15 protein-coding genes and 1 other RNA gene are annotated in these 17,821 nt (G+C 68.3%); 13 read left to right on the forward strand and 3 right to left on the reverse strand.

Annotation, left to right across the window (positions count from 1 at the left end; all coding sequences use genetic code 11):
• Position 1: 1 nt before the first annotated feature.
• Together KHN93_RS04185 and KHN93_RS04190 are read right to left on the reverse strand one after the other, a co-directional pair.
• Positions 2-370 carry a YraN family protein gene (locus KHN93_RS04185; RefSeq protein ID WP_184353374.1) on the reverse strand — a complete coding sequence of 123 codons (369 nt, stop codon included), beginning with the start codon at positions 368-370 and terminating at the stop codon, positions 2-4.
• 4 nt (positions 371-374) lie between these two features.
• The gene (locus KHN93_RS04190) at positions 375-2,105 is read right to left on the reverse strand and encodes a penicillin-binding protein activator (RefSeq protein ID WP_225880083.1); all 1,731 of its coding nucleotides are present in this window, start codon (positions 2,103-2,105) and stop codon (positions 375-377) included.
• Positions 2,106-2,187: 82 nt separating this feature from the next.
• Here KHN93_RS04190 and rsmI point away from each other — a divergent pair, with 82 nt between their 5' ends.
• Together rsmI and rnpB are read left to right on the forward strand one after the other, a co-directional pair.
• The gene (rsmI, locus tag KHN93_RS04195) at positions 2,188-3,009 is read left to right on the forward strand and encodes a 16S rRNA (cytidine(1402)-2'-O)-methyltransferase (RefSeq protein WP_039523544.1); all 822 of its coding nucleotides are present in this window, start codon (positions 2,188-2,190) and stop codon (positions 3,007-3,009) included.
• 163 nt (positions 3,010-3,172) lie between these two features.
• Positions 3,173-3,600: RNase P RNA component class A (rnpB, locus tag KHN93_RS04200), an RNA gene on the forward strand.
• Positions 3,601-3,799: 199 nt separating this feature from the next.
• Here the strand turns inward: rnpB and KHN93_RS04205 are convergent.
• Entirely contained in the window at positions 3,800-4,573 is a 774-nt protein-coding gene (locus KHN93_RS04205; RefSeq protein WP_212579181.1) for an NRDE family protein, read from the reverse strand.
• Positions 4,574-4,887: 314 nt separating this feature from the next.
• On the opposite strand from KHN93_RS04205, the gene mraZ reads away from it, so the two are divergent.
• From mraZ to KHN93_RS04260, 11 genes are all read left to right on the forward strand, one after another.
• Positions 4,888-5,343 carry a division/cell wall cluster transcriptional repressor MraZ gene (mraZ, locus tag KHN93_RS04210; RefSeq protein WP_016903087.1) on the forward strand — a complete coding sequence of 152 codons (456 nt, stop codon included), beginning with the start codon at positions 4,888-4,890 and terminating at the stop codon, positions 5,341-5,343.
• A gap of 14 nt (positions 5,344-5,357) precedes the next feature.
• Positions 5,358-6,416 carry a 16S rRNA (cytosine(1402)-N(4))-methyltransferase RsmH gene (gene rsmH, locus KHN93_RS04215; RefSeq protein WP_212579598.1) on the forward strand — a complete coding sequence of 353 codons (1,059 nt, stop codon included), beginning with the start codon at positions 5,358-5,360 and terminating at the stop codon, positions 6,414-6,416.
• Positions 6,413-6,676, forward strand: a complete 264-nt coding sequence (gene ftsL, locus KHN93_RS04220) for a cell division protein FtsL (protein ID WP_005991913.1) — start codon at positions 6,413-6,415, stop codon at positions 6,674-6,676. The genes rsmH and ftsL overlap by 4 nt, the downstream gene beginning before the upstream one ends.
• A gap of 82 nt (positions 6,677-6,758) precedes the next feature.
• A complete protein-coding gene (locus KHN93_RS04225) occupies positions 6,759-8,627 on the forward strand; it encodes a peptidoglycan D,D-transpeptidase FtsI family protein (protein ID WP_104560690.1) in 1,869 nt (622 codons plus the stop codon).
• An 8-nt stretch (positions 8,628-8,635) separates the two neighbouring features.
• Entirely contained in the window at positions 8,636-10,111 is a 1,476-nt protein-coding gene (locus KHN93_RS04230; RefSeq protein ID WP_181141919.1) for a UDP-N-acetylmuramoyl-L-alanyl-D-glutamate--2,6-diaminopimelate ligase, read from the forward strand.
• Positions 10,108-11,601, forward strand: a complete 1,494-nt coding sequence (locus tag KHN93_RS04235) for a UDP-N-acetylmuramoyl-tripeptide--D-alanyl-D-alanine ligase (RefSeq protein WP_104560693.1) — start codon at positions 10,108-10,110, stop codon at positions 11,599-11,601. The genes KHN93_RS04230 and KHN93_RS04235 overlap by 4 nt, the downstream gene beginning before the upstream one ends.
• Positions 11,591-12,676 carry a phospho-N-acetylmuramoyl-pentapeptide-transferase gene (gene mraY / locus KHN93_RS04240; protein WP_016903082.1) on the forward strand — a complete coding sequence of 362 codons (1,086 nt, stop codon included), beginning with the start codon at positions 11,591-11,593 and terminating at the stop codon, positions 12,674-12,676. Before KHN93_RS04235 ends, mraY begins: the two co-directional genes overlap by 11 nt.
• Entirely contained in the window at positions 12,676-14,055 is a 1,380-nt protein-coding gene (gene ftsW / locus KHN93_RS04245; protein WP_104560695.1) for a putative lipid II flippase FtsW, read from the forward strand. Before mraY ends, ftsW begins: the two co-directional genes overlap by 1 nt.
• A complete protein-coding gene (murG, locus tag KHN93_RS04250) occupies positions 14,052-15,332 on the forward strand; it encodes an undecaprenyldiphospho-muramoylpentapeptide beta-N-acetylglucosaminyltransferase (RefSeq protein ID WP_104560697.1) in 1,281 nt (426 codons plus the stop codon). Before ftsW ends, murG begins: the two co-directional genes overlap by 4 nt.
• Positions 15,329-16,762: a UDP-N-acetylmuramate--L-alanine ligase gene (murC, locus tag KHN93_RS04255; RefSeq protein WP_016902185.1), complete on the forward strand. Its 1,434-nt coding sequence runs from the start codon at positions 15,329-15,331 to the stop codon at positions 16,760-16,762. The genes murG and murC overlap by 4 nt, the downstream gene beginning before the upstream one ends.
• Positions 16,759-17,715: a D-alanine--D-alanine ligase gene (locus tag KHN93_RS04260; RefSeq protein WP_047128132.1), complete on the forward strand. Its 957-nt coding sequence runs from the start codon at positions 16,759-16,761 to the stop codon at positions 17,713-17,715. The genes murC and KHN93_RS04260 overlap by 4 nt, the downstream gene beginning before the upstream one ends.
• Positions 17,716-17,821 lie beyond the last annotated feature (106 nt).

The following is a 17,821-nucleotide window of genomic DNA, read 5'->3' on the forward strand; positions in this document are numbered from 1 at the left end:
GTCAGCAATCGTCGGCGCGGAAGGCGTCGCGGATCCAGTTCAGCACCGGCGGCTCGCCGCTGGCTTCCACCACATCGAAGCGGCACGGCAAGGTCGCCAGTGCTGGGTGATGGGCAAGGAACAATTGCGCGGCCAGCACCAGCTTGCGACGCTTGCGCGCATCCACCGATGCCGCGCCGCCGCCGAAGCGGTTGTCGCGGCGATAACGCACTTCCACGAACACCAGCGCCTGGCCGTCGCGCATCACCAGATCCAGTTCGCCGCCGCGGTAGTTGGCATTGCCCACCACCAGCCGCAACCCGGCCTGCTCCAGCAGCGCGCGTGCGGCCGCCTCCGCCGCCGCACCCCGCTGCTGGCGCGCTGCCGGCATGGCGTCAACGGCCGTCGGCGATCGGCACCGGGCGGCCACCGTTGAAGGTGGACCAAGCCGGGGTGCGCAGCACGTTGCCAAAGCCATCCAGATGCAGCGTGCCGGTGGCGCCGCGCAGGCCGCCGTCGGTGCCGGTGGCGAGTTTTTCCAGATATGCGCTGATCTTCCAGGCGTCGTAGCCGAACGCGAACAGGCGCGCGCCGGGTCCGCGTGCGCTGGGCAGCGTGCTGGCGACCTGGGTGGAGGCCGGCAGCCCGGACACGCCCAGCGCGGTCCATGTCTCGCTCGGGTAGATGATGCCGTCCAGGGCCAGATCGTCTTCGACCTTGCCGGTGCCGGCCACCAGCTGCGAGGTGCCCACGCGCGACTTGCCGGCGAATCCGCTCAAGGCCAGTTGCGGCGCGAGCGCGCGCGCGGTGTTGCCGCGCACCGCCAGGAACACCGCATCGGCAGTCCCGTAGTTGCGCAGCTGCGCACCGATGTCGCCCGGTACCTCGGCCACGCTGATGCTGCCGGCGACGCTGCCGCCGCGTTCGCTGAAGCGGTCGCGGAAGGCCTTGATGGTGCGCTTGCCGTTGTCGTCGCTGGTGCCGACGATCAGCACGTTGCGGCGCTCGCGCGAGAGCAGGTATTCGGCGGCCATGATGCCGTCGTCTTCCGGCGCCAGCGAGAAGCCGGCGCTGCCGCTGGGTGGTGCCTTGTTGTCGGTGGGGCGGTTGAGCGCCAGCACCGGCACTGCCAGCTGGCCGCGTGCGAACACCGCGCTGACCTCGTCGCGACCCAACGGGCCGACCACGTAATCGACCCCGGCGCTCACCGCCTTGTCGTAGGCGGCATTGGCGCCGGCGGCAGTGCCGGCGGTGTCGAAGAAGCGCAGTTCCGGGCGGCGGCGGGTTTCGGCGTAGTAACCGGCCAGCAGGCCGTCGCGCACCGGCGCCGAGGCGGTCGCCAGGCTGCCGCTGAGCGGCAGCAGCACGCCCAGCTTGACCGGCGGGCGATAGCCGTCGCGTTCGGCCGGCGGGCGCTTGCTGGTGTCAAAGCCCCATTGCGCGTCGCGATCGAAGGCGCGCGGCAGCGCCAGCCCGCGGCTGATCAAGGCGCGGCCGGCAAAGTTGTACAGCGGGTCGCCCGCCGGCAGCGCCGCGGTGCGGCCCTTCAGCGTGGCATCGTCGAGTGCGGCGAGCAGGCGCACGATCGCGCGCTGGTTCTCGCTGCGCGGGGTGCCGGTCAGGCTGGCGTCGGCGCGTGCGCGGTCGGCGGCGGCCCCGAACAGGTCGCCGGTGCCTTCCAGTGCGGCGGCGCGTGCCAGCAGCCAGCGGGTCTGCAGCGGCTGCGGCAGGCCTTGCGGGCTGTCGCCCAGGGCCTGCAGCGCCTGCGCGGCCTGCTTGTCGATCACCGCCAGCTCGCCGGTCAATAGCGCGAAGCGGGCGCGGTCTTCGCCGCTGAGATGGCGCGGGGTCACCTGCGCCAGCAGCGTGCGCGCACGTGCGTCATCGCCGGCGTCGTGCCAGCCGAATGCAGACGCGGCCAGCAGGCGGCTGCGCTGCGCACCGCTGGCGCTGGCCGCCTCGGCTTCCAGTTGCTGCGCCGCCTCGCGCGGCTTGCCCTGGTCCAGCAACGCCAGCGCCGCGCTCTGGGTCGGCGAGGCGGTCTGGGTCACGCTGCTGGTGGCGCAGCCGGCGGCCAGCATCACCATCAGCGACAGGGCGGAGATCCTTGCAACACGCTTGTTCATTTCAGATCCATTGGACGGGGCCCGCCGGGGCGGACCGTTAAAAACGCTACGATTCTACCCTTTGCCCTACGGAATACCGTTGATGACCTCCCCCGGAACCCTGCACGTGGTCGCCACGCCGATCGGCAACCTGGCCGACCTGTCGCCGCGTGCGCAGGAGGTGCTGCGTGGCGTGGCCGCGATCTGCGCCGAAGACACCCGCCATACCCGCCAGCTGCTCGGCCATTTCGGCATCGACCGCCCGTTGCTGGCCCTGCACGACCACAACGAAGAAGCCATGTCCGAGCGCATCGTCGCGCGCCTGCGCGAGGGCGAGTCGCTGGCCATCGTCAGCGACGCCGGCACCCCGCTGGTCAGCGACCCCGGCTTCAAGCTGGTGCGCGCCGCCCGCGCGGCCGGGATCCGGGTCAGCCCGGTGCCGGGTGCCTGCGCCGCCATCGCTGCGCTCAGCGTGGCCGGCCTGCCCAGCGACCGTTTCGGCTTCGAGGGCTTTCTGCCGGCCAAGAGCGCCGCCCGCCGCGAGCGCCTGGCGCACCTGGCCGGGGAGACCCGCACCCTGGTGTTCTACGAGTCCTCGCACCGCATCGTCGAGTCGCTGGCCGACCTGCGCGGGGCCTTCGGCGACGAGCGCCCGGCGGTGATCGCCCGCGAGCTGACCAAGCTGTTCGAAACCGTGCTCGACGGCACCCTGGCCGAGCTGCAGGCCAGGGTCGAAGCCGACGACAACCAGCGCAAGGGCGAGTTCGTGGTGATGGTGCAGGGCGCCGCCGACGCCGCCGAAGGCCAACTGGCCGAAGGCCGCCGCGTCTACGCCAAGCTCGCCGAACACCTGCCGCCGTCCACTGCCGCCAAGCTAGCCGCCGAGTTGACCGGTGCGCCGCGCAAGGCCTTGTATGGCGGCTAGGTGTGTTGTTGCAGGAGCAGGTTGACGTGCACTGGGATTTTTCTCGGTAGGGCCTCTCGCGCCCGGGTGCGCTCCTACCGGCAATTGCGGGCCTGCCGGCGATGGCGGGGCCGGCTCGCGGCGCCGTTCTGAAAGGTGGCGATAGCGTATAGTGCGCCCCGGCGGAGTCGGCCAGACAGTCGCGTCACTCGCAAGAGTGCCGAGGAAAGTCCGGGCTCCATAGGGCAAGGTGCCAGGTAACGCCTGGGCGGCGCAAGCCGACGGAAAGTGCAACAGAAAGATACCGCCTACGTCCCTCGTCACCCCTCTGCCGCCACTGAAACGTGTCGGCGATGCACAAGCATCGCCAAGTGCGTTCGGAGGCAGCAGAGGGGTGGCGAGGGGCCGGTAAGGGTGAAATGGTGCGGTAAGAGCGCACCGCGAGTCCGGTAACGGACCGGCACGGCAAACCCCACCTGGAGCAAGACCAAATAGGGATCCATTGGCGTGGCCCGCGCTGGATCCGGGTAGGTTGCTTGAGCGCTGCGGTGACGTAGCGCCTAGACGAATGACTGTCCACGACAGAACCCGGCTTACCGGCCGGCTCCGCCACCTTCTTTCGGGCGTTCGCCCTAAGAAGACACCCACGCTTCGTACCGCCTTTGGCAGTACAAAACGCGGGCCCCGCTCCTAGGCATGCCAAATCCCCGCGGCTGTCGCCGCGCCCCCTTGACGCAAGGGGGGCTTGCACTTGGGTGGTTTGCTGAGGCGCCTTGCCTTGGCTGCGATCACTGTGCGCTGCTTGCTGCGGTCATTGTCGACGCGTCCCGACGATGTCCAGCCGCCTTTCGCCCTGGAAGATCCCGGCGGGGCCGAAGCGGCGTTCGTGGATGAAGCCGCTGCCCTGGTGGTCCACCGCGACGATGGTGCTGGCGCGGGTGCCGTAGCTGGAGCCGTTGATGAAGGCGGCCGAGAGCAGGCGTTCGGTGGGCAGGTCCACGCCGGTGTGGGGCAGGGCGGCGTCGGGCGCGATGGCGGGGTTGCCCAGGGCGGTCCACAGCGGTTGCAGGTCGTCGCTGCCGGCGGCACACCAGTCGCGCAGGACTGCAGTCAGCGCGGCGGTCTTGGGCCAGTGCGCATCCAGCGGGCCGTTGGACATGCCGTGGATGCCCGGCGCCAGCGTGCGTGCCAACGGCGGGTGGTTGCTGAGGTGTTCGCAGCGCTCGGCGTCGCACAGCAATAGATTGAATGGCGGGAATTCGTGCGCAGCCGCTGCCAGGTCGCCGGCGTACACGGCCGCGTCCAGGCTGCCGGCCAGGTAGTCGGCGATGAGATGTCCGCGCGAGCGGCCGGACGCAGTGGCGAGCGGGTCGCGCACATTGGTCACCACCGCGGCGCGGCCGTCGCCGCCCAACCCCACCCAACTGCCGCCCGAGCGCAGGTCGCGGCCCGCCAGCACGCCGTCGGCGGGTGCCGGCCAGCGCGCCAGCGCAGCGGTCGGCCGGTCGTGGAATTCATCGCGGTTGCCCGCCAGCAGCAGGCGCCAATGCGGGTGGGTTTTCCAGGCAAGAGCGACCAGGCACATAGGTCTGATTGTCGCCTGTTTGCGCAATGCCCATGTGCAGCTGGCGCAGTGTGAAGTGAGACTGCGGTCGGGTTTACATGGCCTTCACGCCCCTGAATTTTTGTTCAATCTCAAAATCTGAGATGAAACAGCAACTTGTGGATAACCTTTGAACAAGTCTCTAAAGAGTGCTGCAACTCATTGATGCAACTGGCGATTTGTGACCTTCAAAGTTGTTGACAACCTTTGACGCGCTGCTAAGGTGGGCAACGGAGGGAAAACCAGGTGTTTTGTGGTTTTTCGTGGTTCAATGATCCCCCAGCGGGTATTCGAGGTTGTATTCGGTGTTTCAGGGCGAGACTGCCATCACGGTGGACGACAAGGGGCGTATGGCGGTGCCAACCGCATACCGCGACCTGGTCACGCGCGTGAGCGGCAATCGCCTGGTGCTCACCTACAACCCGTTCGAAGCCGGATGCCTGTGGCTGTATGCGGAAAAGGAGTGGGAGCGGGTGCGTGACGATGTGATGTCCAAGCCCAATACCCAGCGCGTGGTCCGCACGCTGCAGCAGAAACTGGTGGGTTCTTCCGCAGTGCTGGAGCTGGACGCCAATGGCCGTCTGAGCATCCCGGCCAGCCACCGCAATGCGGTCGGCATCGAGAAGAAGGCCGTGCTGCTGGGCATGGGCGACAAATTCGAACTCTGGAGCGAGCAGGCACATCGCGCACTGATCCAGCAGACATTGTCTGACGGGGATCTGGGCGATGAATTGCTCGATCTCAGGTTGTGAGCCGGGGTGCCCGGATGCGCGGTGAAGCGCAGCCCGGTCACCCGGTGTCGCAGCCACCGGCGGCCCATGTGCCGGTGCTGTACACGCAGGTTCTGGACGGCCTGCAGGTGATCGAAAACGGAACCTATCTCGATGGCACGTTCGGACGTGGCGGACACGCCCGTGGCGTGCTGCAACATCTTGGCCCGGGAGGTCGACTGCTGGTGATGGACAAAGACCCCGACGCGATTGCCGTGGCCGAACAGTCGTTCGGTGACGATGCGCGCGTGTCCATCCATCGCGGCAGCTTCGCCGGTCTCGGCCAAGTGGTCGCTGCGGCAACCGTCGATGGCATCCTGCTGGATCTGGGCGTGTCCTCGCCGCAGCTGGACGTGGCCGGGCGCGGTTTCAGTTTCGGCAAGGACGGCCCGCTGGACATGCGCATGGATCCTGACGCCGGCCAGAGCGCGGCCGAGTGGCTGGCGCATGCCAGCGACCGCGAGATCGCCGACGTGCTGTGGACCTATGGCGAAGAGCGCCAGAGCCGCCGCATCGCGCGCGCCATCGTGGCCCGCCGCGCCGAACAGCCGCTGCTGCGCACCGCGCAACTGGCCGAGCTGATCGCCTCGGTGATGCCGCGCGGCGACAGCAAGACCCATCCGGCCACGCGCAGCTTTCAGGCGATCCGCATCTACATCAACCGCGAGCTGGACGATCTGGAAGCCGGCCTGGATGCCGCCCTGGGCGCGCTCAAGCCCGGCGGCCGCCTGGCGGTGATCAGCTTCCACTCGCTGGAAGACCGCATCGTCAAGCAGTTCATGGCCCGCTACGCCAAGGCCCCGCCGAGCAACCGCCGCCTGCCCGAAGCGCAGCCGTTCGTGCCGACCCTGCAACTGATCAGCGGCGCCATCAAGGCCGACGACGCCGAACTGAGCGTCAACCCGCGCGCCCGCAGCGCGGTGTTGCGGGTGGCTGAAAAGCTGGGAATGGGGAATGGGGAATCGGGAATGGGCAAAGGCAACAGTGCCGCTGCTTCACGAATCCCGAATCCCGAATCCCGATTCCCGGCGTCTCCGAACGGAGACGCTGCATGAGCCGTCTGCTGCTCATCGTGCTGCTTGCCTGCAGCATCGCCTCGGCGATCGGGGTCGTGTACATGCGCCACATGCATCGCAAGCTGTTCGTGCAGTTGTCCAAGCTCGAGCACACGCGCGATGAATTGAATATCGAATTCGGCCGGCTGCAGCTGGAGCAGGCCACCTGGGCGGAAAGCAATCGCGTGGATCAGGTTGCGCGTGCGCGCATCGGGATGAAGTTCCCGGAGACCAACGACATCGTGGTGGTGCGCCCATGAGCAGACGGCAGGTGACCGAACGGCAGGACAGCCGTTGTGCACGGCGTAGCCGCCCGCAGGGTGGCGCACACGGAGGTGCGGAATGAAGGCCGGCCGCAACCGCGCGCGCAGCAACTTCAACCTGCGTGGCCGCCTGACGCTGGTCGGCATCGCGCTGGGCCTGTGCTCGGTGACGCTGATCGGCCGGGCGGCGTTCGTGCAGCTGGTCAACCGCGATTTCTACCAGCGCCAGGGCGAAGCGCGCTACCTGCGCGAACTGCCGATCGCCACCTCGCGCGGCATGATCACCGACCGCAACGGCGAGCCGCTGGCGGTGTCCACGCCGGTGGAATCGATCTGGGTCAATCCGCAGGAACTGCTGCGCAATCCGGACCGCATCCCCGAGCTGGCCAAGGCGCTCGGCCAGCCGCTGGACGAGTTGAACGCCAAGCTGGCGCAGAAGGCCGGCAAGGAATTCATGTACCTGCAGCGCCGGATCAACCCGGACAAGGCGCATGCGATCGTCGACCTGAAGATCCCCGGTGTGTTCTCGCAGCGCGAGTTCCGTCGCTTCTATCCGCAAGGCGAGGCGATGGCCCACGTGCTGGGCTTCACCAATATCGACGACCGCGGCCAGGAAGGCCTGGAGCTTGCCTTCGACGAATGGCTGCGCGGCAAGCCGGGCTCCAAGAAGGTGGTGCGCGATGCGCGCGGCGCGATCGTGGAGAGCGTGGATCTGGTACGTCCGGCGCAGCCGGGCAAGGACCTGACGCTGAGCATCGACCGCCGCATCCAGTTCCTGGCCTACAAGGAGCTGCGCAACGCGCTGGTCGAAAACAATGCGGCCGGCGGTTCGATGGTGGTGATGGATGTTGCCACCGGCGAAGTGCTGGCGATGGTCAACCTGCCCACCTATAACCCCAACGCGGTCACCGGCATCAACCCGTCGGCGCGCCGCAACCGTGCGGTCACCGATCTGGTCGAGCCGGGCTCGACGATGAAGCCGCTGACCGTGGCCACCGCGCTGACCGCCGGTGTGGTGACCAAGGACACCGTCATCGACACCAACCCCGGCTACATGTCGGTGGGGCGCTTCACCATCCGCGATGTGCCGCGCAACAACGGCGTGCTCAACGTCACCGGCGTGATCACCCGCAGCTCCAACATCGGCGCGGCCAAGATCGCCGCCAAGGTGCCGGACCAGACCTTCTATCAGTCGATCCGCAACTTCGGTTACGGCGCTGCCCCGCATAGCGGTTTTCCCGGCGAATCGGCCGGCGTGGTGCTGCAGCCGGCGCGCTGGAGCGGCCCGTCCAAGACCACGATGTCCTACGGCTACGGCCTGTCGGTGACGCCGCTGCAGATCGCGCAGGCCTACGCCACGCTGGGCAACGGCGGCAAGTTGACCCCGCCGACCTTCGTGCGCGGCCAGCACAACGAAACCCGCCAGGTGGTCACTCCGGAAGTGGCGCGCCAGGTCATCGACATGATGGAAACCGTGGTCACCCAGGGCGGCGCCAAGGGCGCGGCGATCCTGGGCTATCACGTCGCCGGCAAGACCGGTACCGCGCGCAAGAACGGCGCCAACGGGTACGAGCGCGGGCATTACAACGCGCTGTTTGCCGGCCTGGTACCGGCCACGCGGCCGCGCTTTGCCACCGTCATCGTGATCAACGATCCGCAGGGCAAGGTGTATTACGGCGGCCTGGTGTCGGCGCCGGTGTTCCACAAGGTAATGGAAGGCGCGCTGCGGCTGATGGACGTGCCGCCGGACGACATCCAGTCGTGGCTGGCCGCGCAGGCGGCCGGCAAGACCGGGCAGCCGGTGGTCAAGCCGCAGCCGGCCGATCTGGATCCGGCGTTGGTACCGGACCCGGTGGATGAAGTGTCTGCGGGTATTCCCACCGCACTCGCGCCGGCTGCATTGCCCGCACCCTCCCAGCCTGCACCGTTGCAGGAGAGCCGCCAGTGAGCCGCAGCATGCCGCTGTCGCAGTTGTTGCCGGACGTGCCGCTTGCGCACGAAGTGCAGGTGTCGGGCCTGGTGATGGACAGCCGTGCGGTGCGTGCGGGCGATGCCTTCGTGGCGATCGCCGGTTTCGGTGCGCATGGCCTGGGCTTCGTTGACCAGGCGCGCGCCAATGGCGCGGCGGCGGTGTTGTTCGAGCCGCCGGCGCCGGCCGATCTGCCGGCACCGGCCGACGCGATCGCGGTGCCGGGCCTGCGTGCGCGCCTGGGCGCGATGGCCGATCAGTTCCACGGCCAGCCCTCGCGGGCGATGCGCATGGTCGGCGTCACCGGCACCAACGGCAAGACCTCTACCGTGCAATTGCTGGCGCAGGCCCTGACGCTGCTTGGCACCCCTGCCGGCACGCTCGGCACCCTGGGTGTCGGCCTGTACGGCAGCGCCGTGCCGACCGGTTTCACCACGCCGCTGGTGCTGCAGACGCATGCCTTGCTGGCGCAGTTGCACGACGCGGGCGCGCAGGCGGTGGCGATGGAAGTCAGCTCGCATGCGCTGGACCAGGGCCGCGTGGATGCGGTGCATTTCGACGTGGCGGTGTTCACCAATCTCACCCGCGACCATCTCGATTACCACGGCGACATGGCGCAGTACGGTGCGGCCAAGGCCAGGCTGTTCACGCGCGCCGGATTGAAGGCGGCGGTAGTGAACCTGGACGATGACTTCGGCCGCACGCTGCTGGCTTCGCTCGACCCTGCGCTGCGCGCGATCGGCGTGAGTTCGCGCGCGCAGGCCCAGGCAAGCGTGCGTGCGCAGGCACTGCAGCTGGATCACAACGGCATCAATTTCGCGCTGCATCTCGACGGCCAGGTGCATCCGGTGCACTCGCCGCTGCTGGGTCGCTTCAACGTGGACAACCTGCTGGCCGTGGCCGGTGCGTTGTTTGCGCTGGAGATCGCGCCGGCGCAGATCGCCGAAGTGCTCGGTCGGTTGCAGCCGATCCACGGCCGCATGAATCGCCTCGGTGGCGCGCATGGCGCACCGCTGGTGGTCGTCGACTACGCACACACGCCCGACGCGCTGGAACAGGCATTGGCCAGCCTGCGCTCGCATGCACAGGACCGGCTGATCTGCGTGTTCGGCTGCGGCGGCGAGCGCGACACCGGCAAGCGCCCGCAGATGGCGGCCATTGTCGAGGTCAATGCCGACGTGGCGATCGTCACCGACGACAACCCGCGTGGCGAAGATGGCGATGTGATCGTGGCCGATATCCTGCGCGGCTTCGCGCGCCCGGATGCGGCCATCGTACAGCGTGACCGCGCCGCCGCGATCCATCAGGCCATCAGCATGGCCAGTGCCTCCGACATCGTGCTGATCGCCGGCAAGGGCCACGAGCCATACCAGGAAGTCGCCGGCGTGCGGCATGCCTTCGACGACGCCATCGTGGCGGCGCAGGCCCTGTTGCCGCGTACCGTGCTGGGAGTGCGCGCATGAAGCTCACGCCGCTGTCGTTGATCGCCCACTGGGCCGGTGGTGAGCTGCATGGCGACGACGCCATCATCGACACCGTCGGCAACGACACCCGCACGCTGGCCAACGGCAGCCTGTACGTGGCGCTGCGCGGCGAGCGTTTCGACGGGCACGACTTTGCCGCAGACGCGGTGGCGCACGGCGCCAGCGGTGTGCTGGTCGATCGCCTGCTGCCGGCGCTGAGCGTGCCGCAGGTGCTGGTGGAAAATACCGAACTGGCGCTGGCGCGTATCGCCGCCGGCATGCAGCGCGACCGCGCCACGCGGGTGATCGCCTTGACCGGCTCCAACGGCAAGACCAGCGTCAAGGCGCTGCTGCTGGCCATCCTGACCGAGGCCGGGCGTGTCGACGGCACCACCGTGTACGCCACGCCGGGCAACCGCAACAACGAGATCGGCCTGCCGCTGGCGGTGATCGCGGCGCCGGACGATGCGGACCTGGCGATCTACGAAATGGGCGCCGGCAAGCCGGGCGATATCGCCTATCTCACCGAGATCGCGCAGCCGCACGTGGCCCTGGTCAACAACATCGCCCCCGCCCATCTGGAACGCCTGGGCAGCCTGCTCGGCGTCGCCCGCACCAAGGGCGCCATCTACGCCGCATTGCCGGCCGATGGCGTGGCGGTGATCAATGCCGACGATGCATTCGGTGCCTGGTTCGAGCAGCAATTGCATGCGCAGCCGGTGCAGGGCCGCCGCGTGTTGCGCTACGGCCTGCAGGCCAGTGCCGATATCACCGCGCATGGCTTGCGGCTGCAGGCCAGTGGCGCGCAATTCACCCTGGTGACCCCGCAAGGTCAGGCGCAGATCGCGCTGCCGTTGCCGGGCCGCCACAACGTGCTCAACGCGCTGGCCGCGGCCGGCCTGGCCTTGGGTGCGGGCATCGCCTTGCCGATCATCGCCGCCGGTCTGGCGCAGGTGCGCCCGGTGGCCGGTCGCCAGATCACCCACACCCTGCCCAGTGGCGCGGTGCTGATCGACGACAGCTACAACGCCAACCCCGGCTCGCTGGATGCCGCCATCGACACCCTGGCCGCTGCGCCTGGCGAAGGCTGGCTGGTGCTCGGCGACATGCGCGAACTCGGCCCGGAAGGCGCCGCCCTGCATGCCGCCGCCGGCCGTCGCGCGCGCGCGGCCAAGCTGCAGCGCCTGTACGCGCTGGGCGAGCTCAGTGCCGCCGCCGCACAGGCGTTCGGCGAGGGCGGCCGCGTGTTCGCCACCCATGCCGCGTTGATCGCGGCCTTGCAGGCGGATCTGGCGCAGCTCGCCGTTTCGCCGACCCAAACGCAGGAATCTTCTTCGATGTACGAACACACCGGTGCGGCGGCGCAGACTGCCGCCACCACGGCGCAAACCCCGCCCACGCTGCTGGTGAAAGGCTCCCGTGGCAGCGCCATGGACCGCATCGTCGCCGCGCTGCTCGCCCCGGCGGAGGACGCATCCCATGCTGCTTGAGCTGGCGCGTTGGCTGCAGCAACTGGAGAGCCTGTTCGGGCTGTTCAACTATCTGACCTTCCGCGGCATCCTGGCCGCGCTGACCGCGCTGTTCCTGTCGTTGTGGATGGGCCCGGCGGTGATCCGCAAGCTGGCCCAGTTCAAGGGCGGCCAGCCGATCCGCCAGGACGGCCCGCAGACGCATTTCTCCAAGGCCGGCACCCCGACCATGGGCGGCTCGCTGATCCTGCTGACGGTGACCTTGTCGGTGCTGCTGTGGGGCGACCTGCGCAACCGTTACGTATGGTTGGTGCTGGCGGTGATGGTCTGTTTCGGTGCGATCGGCTGGTACGACGACTGGATCAAGATCGTGCGCCGCGATCCCAACGGCCTGAAGTCGCGCTGGAAGTATCTGCTGCAGTCGATCTTCGGCCTGGCCGCGGGCCTGTTCCTGTACTACACCGCCGATGTGCCGGCGGCGATCACCTTCTACATCCCGATGTTCAAGTCGATCGCGCTGCCGCTGGCCGGCGTGAGCTTTGTGGTGATCGCCTATTTCTGGATCGTCGGCTTCTCCAACGCGGTCAACCTGACCGACGGCCTGGATGGTCTGGCGATCATGCCGACCGTGCTGGTGGCCTGTGCGCTGGGCGTGTTCGCCTACGCCTCGGGCAACGTGGTGTTTGCCGAATACCTGAAGATCCCGCTGATTCCCGGGGCCGGCGAGCTGATCATCATCTGCTCGGCGATCGCCGGCGCAGGCCTGGGCTTTCTGTGGTTCAACACCTATCCGGCCATGGTGTTCATGGGCGATATCGGCGCGCTGTCGCTGGGCGCGGTGCTCGGCACCATCGCGGTGATCGTGCGCCAGGAGCTGGTGCTGGTGATCATGGGCGGGGTGTTCGTGATCGAAACGCTGTCGGTGATGATCCAGGTCGCCAGCTTCAAGCTGACCGGCAAGCGCGTGTTCCGCATGGCGCCGATCCATCACCACTTCGAACTCAAGGGCTGGCCGGAGCCGCGCGTGATCGTGCGCTTCTGGATCATTTCGGTGGTGCTGGTGCTGATCGGCCTTGCCACGTTGAAGGTGCGCTGATGAACGACATGTCCCGCCAGGCCACGCGACTGGACGCCATCGGCGGCCGCTACGACCCGTGGCTGCTCGGGGCCGCGGCCACGCTCGCCTCGCTGGGCGTGGTGATGGTGGCATCCAGCTCGATCGAGCTGTCCGACAATCCGTTCTATTACCTGACCCGCCATCTGCTGTTCCTGGGCATCGGCGTGGGTCTGGCGTTCTGGGCGATGCGCACCGAGCTCAAGACCATCGAGCAGTACAACCAGGTGTTGCTGCTGGCCTGCTTCGGCCTGCTGATGGTGGTGTTCGTGCCCGGCCTGGGCAGCAGCGTCAACGGCGCCAAGCGCTGGATCAACCTGGGCGTGTCGAAATTCCAGACCGTCGAAGCGGTCAAGGTGCTCTACATCGTGTGGCTATCCAGCTATCTGGTGCGCTTCCGCGATGAGGTCAATGCGACCTGGCCGGCGATGCTCAAGCCGCTGGGCGTGGCGATCGCACTGGTCGGCCTGCTGCTGATGCAGCCGGACTTCGGCTCGTCCACGCTGCTGCTGGCGATCACCGCCGGCATGCTGGTGCTGGGCGGGGTGAACCTGCCGCGCATGTCGATGCCGATCGTGTTCGGCCTGCCGGTGTTCGCCTTCATCGCGATCCTGGAGCCGTACCGGCTGCGTCGCATCACCTCGTTCCTGGACCCGTGGGCCGACCAGCTCGGCTCCGGCTATCAGCTGTCCAACGCCTTGATGGCGGTCGGCCGCGGCCAGTGGACCGGCGTGGGCCTGGGCGCCTCGGTGCAGAAGCTCAACTACCTGCCCGAAGCGCATACCGACTTCATCTTCTCGGTCATCGCCGAAGAACTCGGCTTTGTCGGCGTGTGCGGGGTGATCTCGCTATACGCGCTGCTGGTCGGCCGCGCGTTCTGGCTGGGCATGCGCTGCGTGGAAATGAAGCGTCACTTCTCCGGCTACATCGCCTTCGGCATCGGCTTGTGGATCAGCCTGCAGAGCTTCGTCTCGGTAGGCGTGAACCTGGGCATCCTGCCGACCAAGGGCCTGACCCTGCCGCTGATTTCCTCCGGCGGTTCGTCGGTGCTGATGACCTGCGTGGCGATGGGCCTGCTGCTGCGCGTGTCCTACGAAATGGATCGTGCCGAGCGCCTGCGCAGCAAGTTGTCGCCGCAGGGTGCGGGCGCACCGTCGGCCGAGCCGGCCGAACCGGTGGTCGAGTCGGCCACGCCGGCCTACGCGCCCGCGCGCAAACCGCAGCGCGAGCCGGTTGCCGCCGCACCCGCGCCGGCACCGGTTGCTGCAGTCTCGGCCACGTCTGCGCATGCGTCCGAGTTCCTGCGCGGCACCAGCCGCATGCAGCCACGTGTGGAACCGACCTTCGGGAGGATTGCATGAGCACTCATGCGAATCCCGCGCAAACGCCTGCATATCCAGGTGCGGGGATCCGACCGGTGATGATTCTGGCTGGCGGCACCGGCGGGCATATCTTCCCGGGTCTGGCCGTGGCCAAGGTGCTGCGCGCGCGTGGCGTGCCGGTGACCTGGCTGGGCGCCGACAGCGCAATGGAAACCCGGCTGGTGCCGCAGCACGATATTCAACTCGACACGCTGGCCATCAGCGGCCTGCGCGGCAAGGGCCTGGTGAAATTGCTCGGTGCACCGGTGCGGGTGATGCGCGCAGTGCGCACGGCCGGCTTCGTGCTGCGCAAGCGCCAGCCGCGTGCAGTGATCAGTTTCGGCGGCTTTGCGGCCGGCCCGGGCGGCCTGGCAGCGCGGCTGCTCGGCGTGCCGTTGCTGGTGCACGAACAGAACCGCGCGCCCGGCATGACCAACAAGGTGTTGTCGCGGTTTGCGCGCCGCGTGCTGACCGGTTTCCCGGGCAGCTTCGCCGGCGAAGAAGCGGTGGGCAATCCGGTGCGTGCGGAAATCGCAGCGCTTCCCGCGCCGGCCACGCGTCTGCTCGGCCGTGGCAATGCCGTACGCGTGCTGGTGCTCGGTGGCAGCCAGGGCGCACGCGCATTGAACCAGGCCGTGCCGGCGGCACTGGCCGCGCTCGGTCACCCGGATGTGGACGTGCGCCACCAGTGCGGTGAAAAGCTGCGCGCCGAAGCCGAGGCCGCGTACGCGCAGGCGGGCGTCAACGCCAGCGTCGAGCCCTTCATCGCCGACATGGCCGCCGCCTACGCCTGGGCCGACCTGGTCGTGTGCCGCGCCGGTGCCTCCACGCTGGCCGAACTGTGCGCCGCCGGCATCGGCAGCGTGCTGGTGCCCTTCGCCGCCGCGGTGGACGACCACCAGACCCGCAATGCCGAATACCTGGTCGGCGCCGACGCCGCCGTGCTGCTCAAGCAGGACGACACCCTGGCCGCGCGCCTGCAGCAGGTCTTGCAGACCCTGCTCGCCGACCCCGCCCGCCGCCTGGCGATGGCGCAGGCCGCCCGCACCCTGGCCAAGCCGGACGCCGCCGAACGCATCGCCGACATCATTCTGCAGGAAGCCGGGAGTGGTGAATCGGGAATGGGGAATGGGCAGAGCTCAGAACAATTGCAGGAACAGACAGTGATGCAAGAAAACACGCGCACCGGTCAGGCGCTCAACGCCGCCGGTGCCTCGCTTTACACGATTCCCGATTCCCGATTCCCGATTCGCACCTCCACCGGAGGTGCCGCGTGATCCGCCGTCTGCAGGACAGTGGCGATCTGGTACGGGCGTTTCCGCGCGTGCATTTCGTCGGTATCGGTGGCACCGGCATGAGCGGCATTGCCGAGGTGATGCTGACGCTGGGCTACGAAGTCTCCGGCTCGGACAACTCCGATAACGTGGCGACGCGGCGGCTGGCCAAGCTGGGTGCGCGGGTGATGCGCGGGCATTCGGCGGCCAACGTGCTCGGCACCGATTGCGTGGTGGTGTCCAGCGCGATCCGCGAGGACAACCCCGAGCTGATGGAAGCGCGCAGCCAGCGCATTCCGATCATGCCGCGTGCGGCGATGCTGGCCGAGCTGATGCGGTTCCGTCGCGGCATCGCAGTGGCCGGCACGCATGGCAAGACCACCACCACCAGCCTGGCCGCAGCGGTGCTGAGCGAGGGCGGGCTGGATCCGACCTTCGTCATCGGCGGGCAGTTGCTGGCCGCGGGCGCCAACGCCAAGCTCGGCGGCGGCCAGTGGCTGGTGGCCGAGGCCGACGAGAGCGACGGCAGCTTCCTGCGCCTGAATCCGCTGATGGCGGTGATCACCAACATCGATTCGGATCACCTGGAAAACTACGGCAACGATTTCGCACGCATCCAGGCCGCCTTCGCCGAGTTCCTGCAGCGCCTGCCGTTCTACGGCCTGGCGTTGCTCTGCATCGACGACCCGGAAGTGGCCGCGCTGGCCGGCAAGACGCCGCGCCACGTGATGAGCTACGGCATGAGCGAAAACGCCGACGTACGCGCCGAAGACGTGGTGCAGGACGGACCGCGCATGCGCTTCACGCTGCGTCTGCCCGAAGGCACCACCACCCCGGTGACGCTGGCCTTGCCGGGCCGCCACAACGTGCTCAACGCACTGGCGGCCGCTGCGATCGGCTGGCAGTTGGGCGTGGCGCCGGAGACCATCGCGCGTGCGCTGGAAAACTTCGCCGGCATCGGCCGCCGCTTCAACGACCTGGGCGAAGTCACCACCAGCACCGGTGCGCGCGTGCGCGTGGTCGACGATTACGGCCACCATCCGCGCGAGCTGGAAGCGGTGTTCGCCGCCGCCCGTGGCGGCTGGCCGGACAAGCGCCTGGTGGTGGCATTCCAGCCGCATCGCTACAGCCGTACCCGCGACCAGTTCGATGCCTTCGCCGCGGTGCTGAGCACCGTCGACGCGCTGGTGCTGAGCGAGGTCTACCCGGCCGGCGAAGCGCCGATTCCGGGCGCCGATGCGCGCGCGCTGGCGCGTGCGATCCGTGCGCGCGGCCGCAGCGAGCCGGTGGTGGTCGGGCAGATTTCCGGCCTGGCCGAAGTGCTGCCGGACGTGCTGCAGGACGGCGATCTGCTGCTGATGATGGGCGCCGGCGATATCGGCTATGTCGCGCAGCACATCATCAACAACGGTTTCACCGGAGCGAGCGCATGAGCGCGGTGATTCCCAACGCACGTACCAGCGATCCGGCCGCGTTCGGCCGCGTCGCCGTGCTGCTCGGCGGTACCTCGTCCGAGCGCGAAGTGTCGTTGAACTCCGGCAGCAACGTGCTCGACGCACTGCGCGCGCGCGGTGTCGACGCGCAGCCGGTCGATGGCATTCCGGCCCTGGCGCAGGCCCTGGTCGAAAAACGCTTCGATCGCGTCTTCAACGTGCTGCACGGCCATAACGGCGGCGGCGAAGACGGCATCGTGCAAGGCCTGATGGAAGCCTTCAAGGTGCCGTACACCGGCTCCAACGTGCTGGGCTCGGCGTTGAGCATGGACAAGATCCGCACCAAGCAGGTGTGGCTGTCACTGGGCCTGTCCACGCCGCGCTATGCGCGCCTGGCCGCCGGTGCCAGCGCCGACGACATCCATGCCGCCGCGCGGCAGATCGGCTTGCCGGTGATCGTCAAGCCAGCCAACGAAGGCTCCAGCGTCGGCATCAGCCGCGTGTTCGACCAGGCCCAGCTCGAACAAGCCGTGGTACTGGCGGCGCGCTACGACGGCGCGCTGCTGATGGAGCAGCTGATCGAAGGCGACGAACTCACCGTGGCCGTGCTCGGCGAGGTCGCGCTGCCGTCGATCCGCATCGTGCCCAAGGGCCAGTGGTACGACTACAACGCCAAGTATCTGGCCGACGACACCCAGTACCTATGCCCGGGCCTGGACGGCGATGCCGAGACGCAACTGCGCCAGCTCGCCCTGGACGCCTTCCGTGCCGCCGGCGCCCGCGGCTGGGGCCGCGTCGACGTGATGCGCGACCGCGCCAGCGGCCAGCTGTATCTGCTGGAGGTCAACACCGCCCCCGGCATGACCAGCCACTCGCTGGTGCCCAAGGCCGCGCGCCAGCTCGGCATCGATTTCGAAGAACTGGTCTGGCGCGTGCTGGAGCAGACGCTATGACGCTGGGAATGGGGAATCGGGAATGGGGAATCGCAAAAGCGACAGCCGGCAGTGCGCCGCTGTTGACGATTCCCCATTCCCGATTCCCCATTCCCGCGCGCGGAGC

The sequence above is a fragment of the Xanthomonas arboricola pv. juglandis genome, from assembly GCF_905367715.1.
GTDB lineage: Bacteria > Pseudomonadota > Gammaproteobacteria > Xanthomonadales > Xanthomonadaceae > Xanthomonas > Xanthomonas arboricola.

Coding starts and splice junctions, on each gene's coding strand:
- mraY (WP_016903082.1), top strand. CDS start 11,591: ATGCTGCTTGAGCTGGCGCGTTGGCTGCAGCAACTGGAGAGCCTGTTC.
- KHN93_RS04235 (WP_104560693.1), top strand. CDS start 10,108: ATGAAGCTCACGCCGCTGTCGTTGATCGCCCACTGGGCCGGTGGTGAG.
- KHN93_RS04205 (WP_212579181.1), bottom strand. CDS start 4,573: ATGTGCCTGGTCGCTCTTGCCTGGAAAACCCACCCGCATTGGCGCCTG.
- rsmI (WP_039523544.1), top strand. CDS start 2,188: ATGACCTCCCCCGGAACCCTGCACGTGGTCGCCACGCCGATCGGCAAC.
- KHN93_RS04260 (WP_047128132.1), top strand. CDS start 16,759: ATGAGCGCGGTGATTCCCAACGCACGTACCAGCGATCCGGCCGCGTTC.
- KHN93_RS04185 (WP_184353374.1), bottom strand. CDS start 370: ATGCCGGCAGCGCGCCAGCAGCGGGGTGCGGCGGCGGAGGCGGCCGCA.
- KHN93_RS04230 (WP_181141919.1), top strand. CDS start 8,636: ATGCCGCTGTCGCAGTTGTTGCCGGACGTGCCGCTTGCGCACGAAGTG.
- KHN93_RS04225 (WP_104560690.1), top strand. CDS start 6,759: ATGAAGGCCGGCCGCAACCGCGCGCGCAGCAACTTCAACCTGCGTGGC.
- rsmH (WP_212579598.1), top strand. CDS start 5,358: ATGCGCGGTGAAGCGCAGCCCGGTCACCCGGTGTCGCAGCCACCGGCG.
- KHN93_RS04190 (WP_225880083.1), bottom strand. CDS start 2,105: ATGAACAAGCGTGTTGCAAGGATCTCCGCCCTGTCGCTGATGGTGATG.
- murG (WP_104560697.1), top strand. CDS start 14,052: ATGAGCACTCATGCGAATCCCGCGCAAACGCCTGCATATCCAGGTGCG.
- ftsL (WP_005991913.1), top strand. CDS start 6,413: ATGAGCCGTCTGCTGCTCATCGTGCTGCTTGCCTGCAGCATCGCCTCG.
- ftsW (WP_104560695.1), top strand. CDS start 12,676: ATGAACGACATGTCCCGCCAGGCCACGCGACTGGACGCCATCGGCGGC.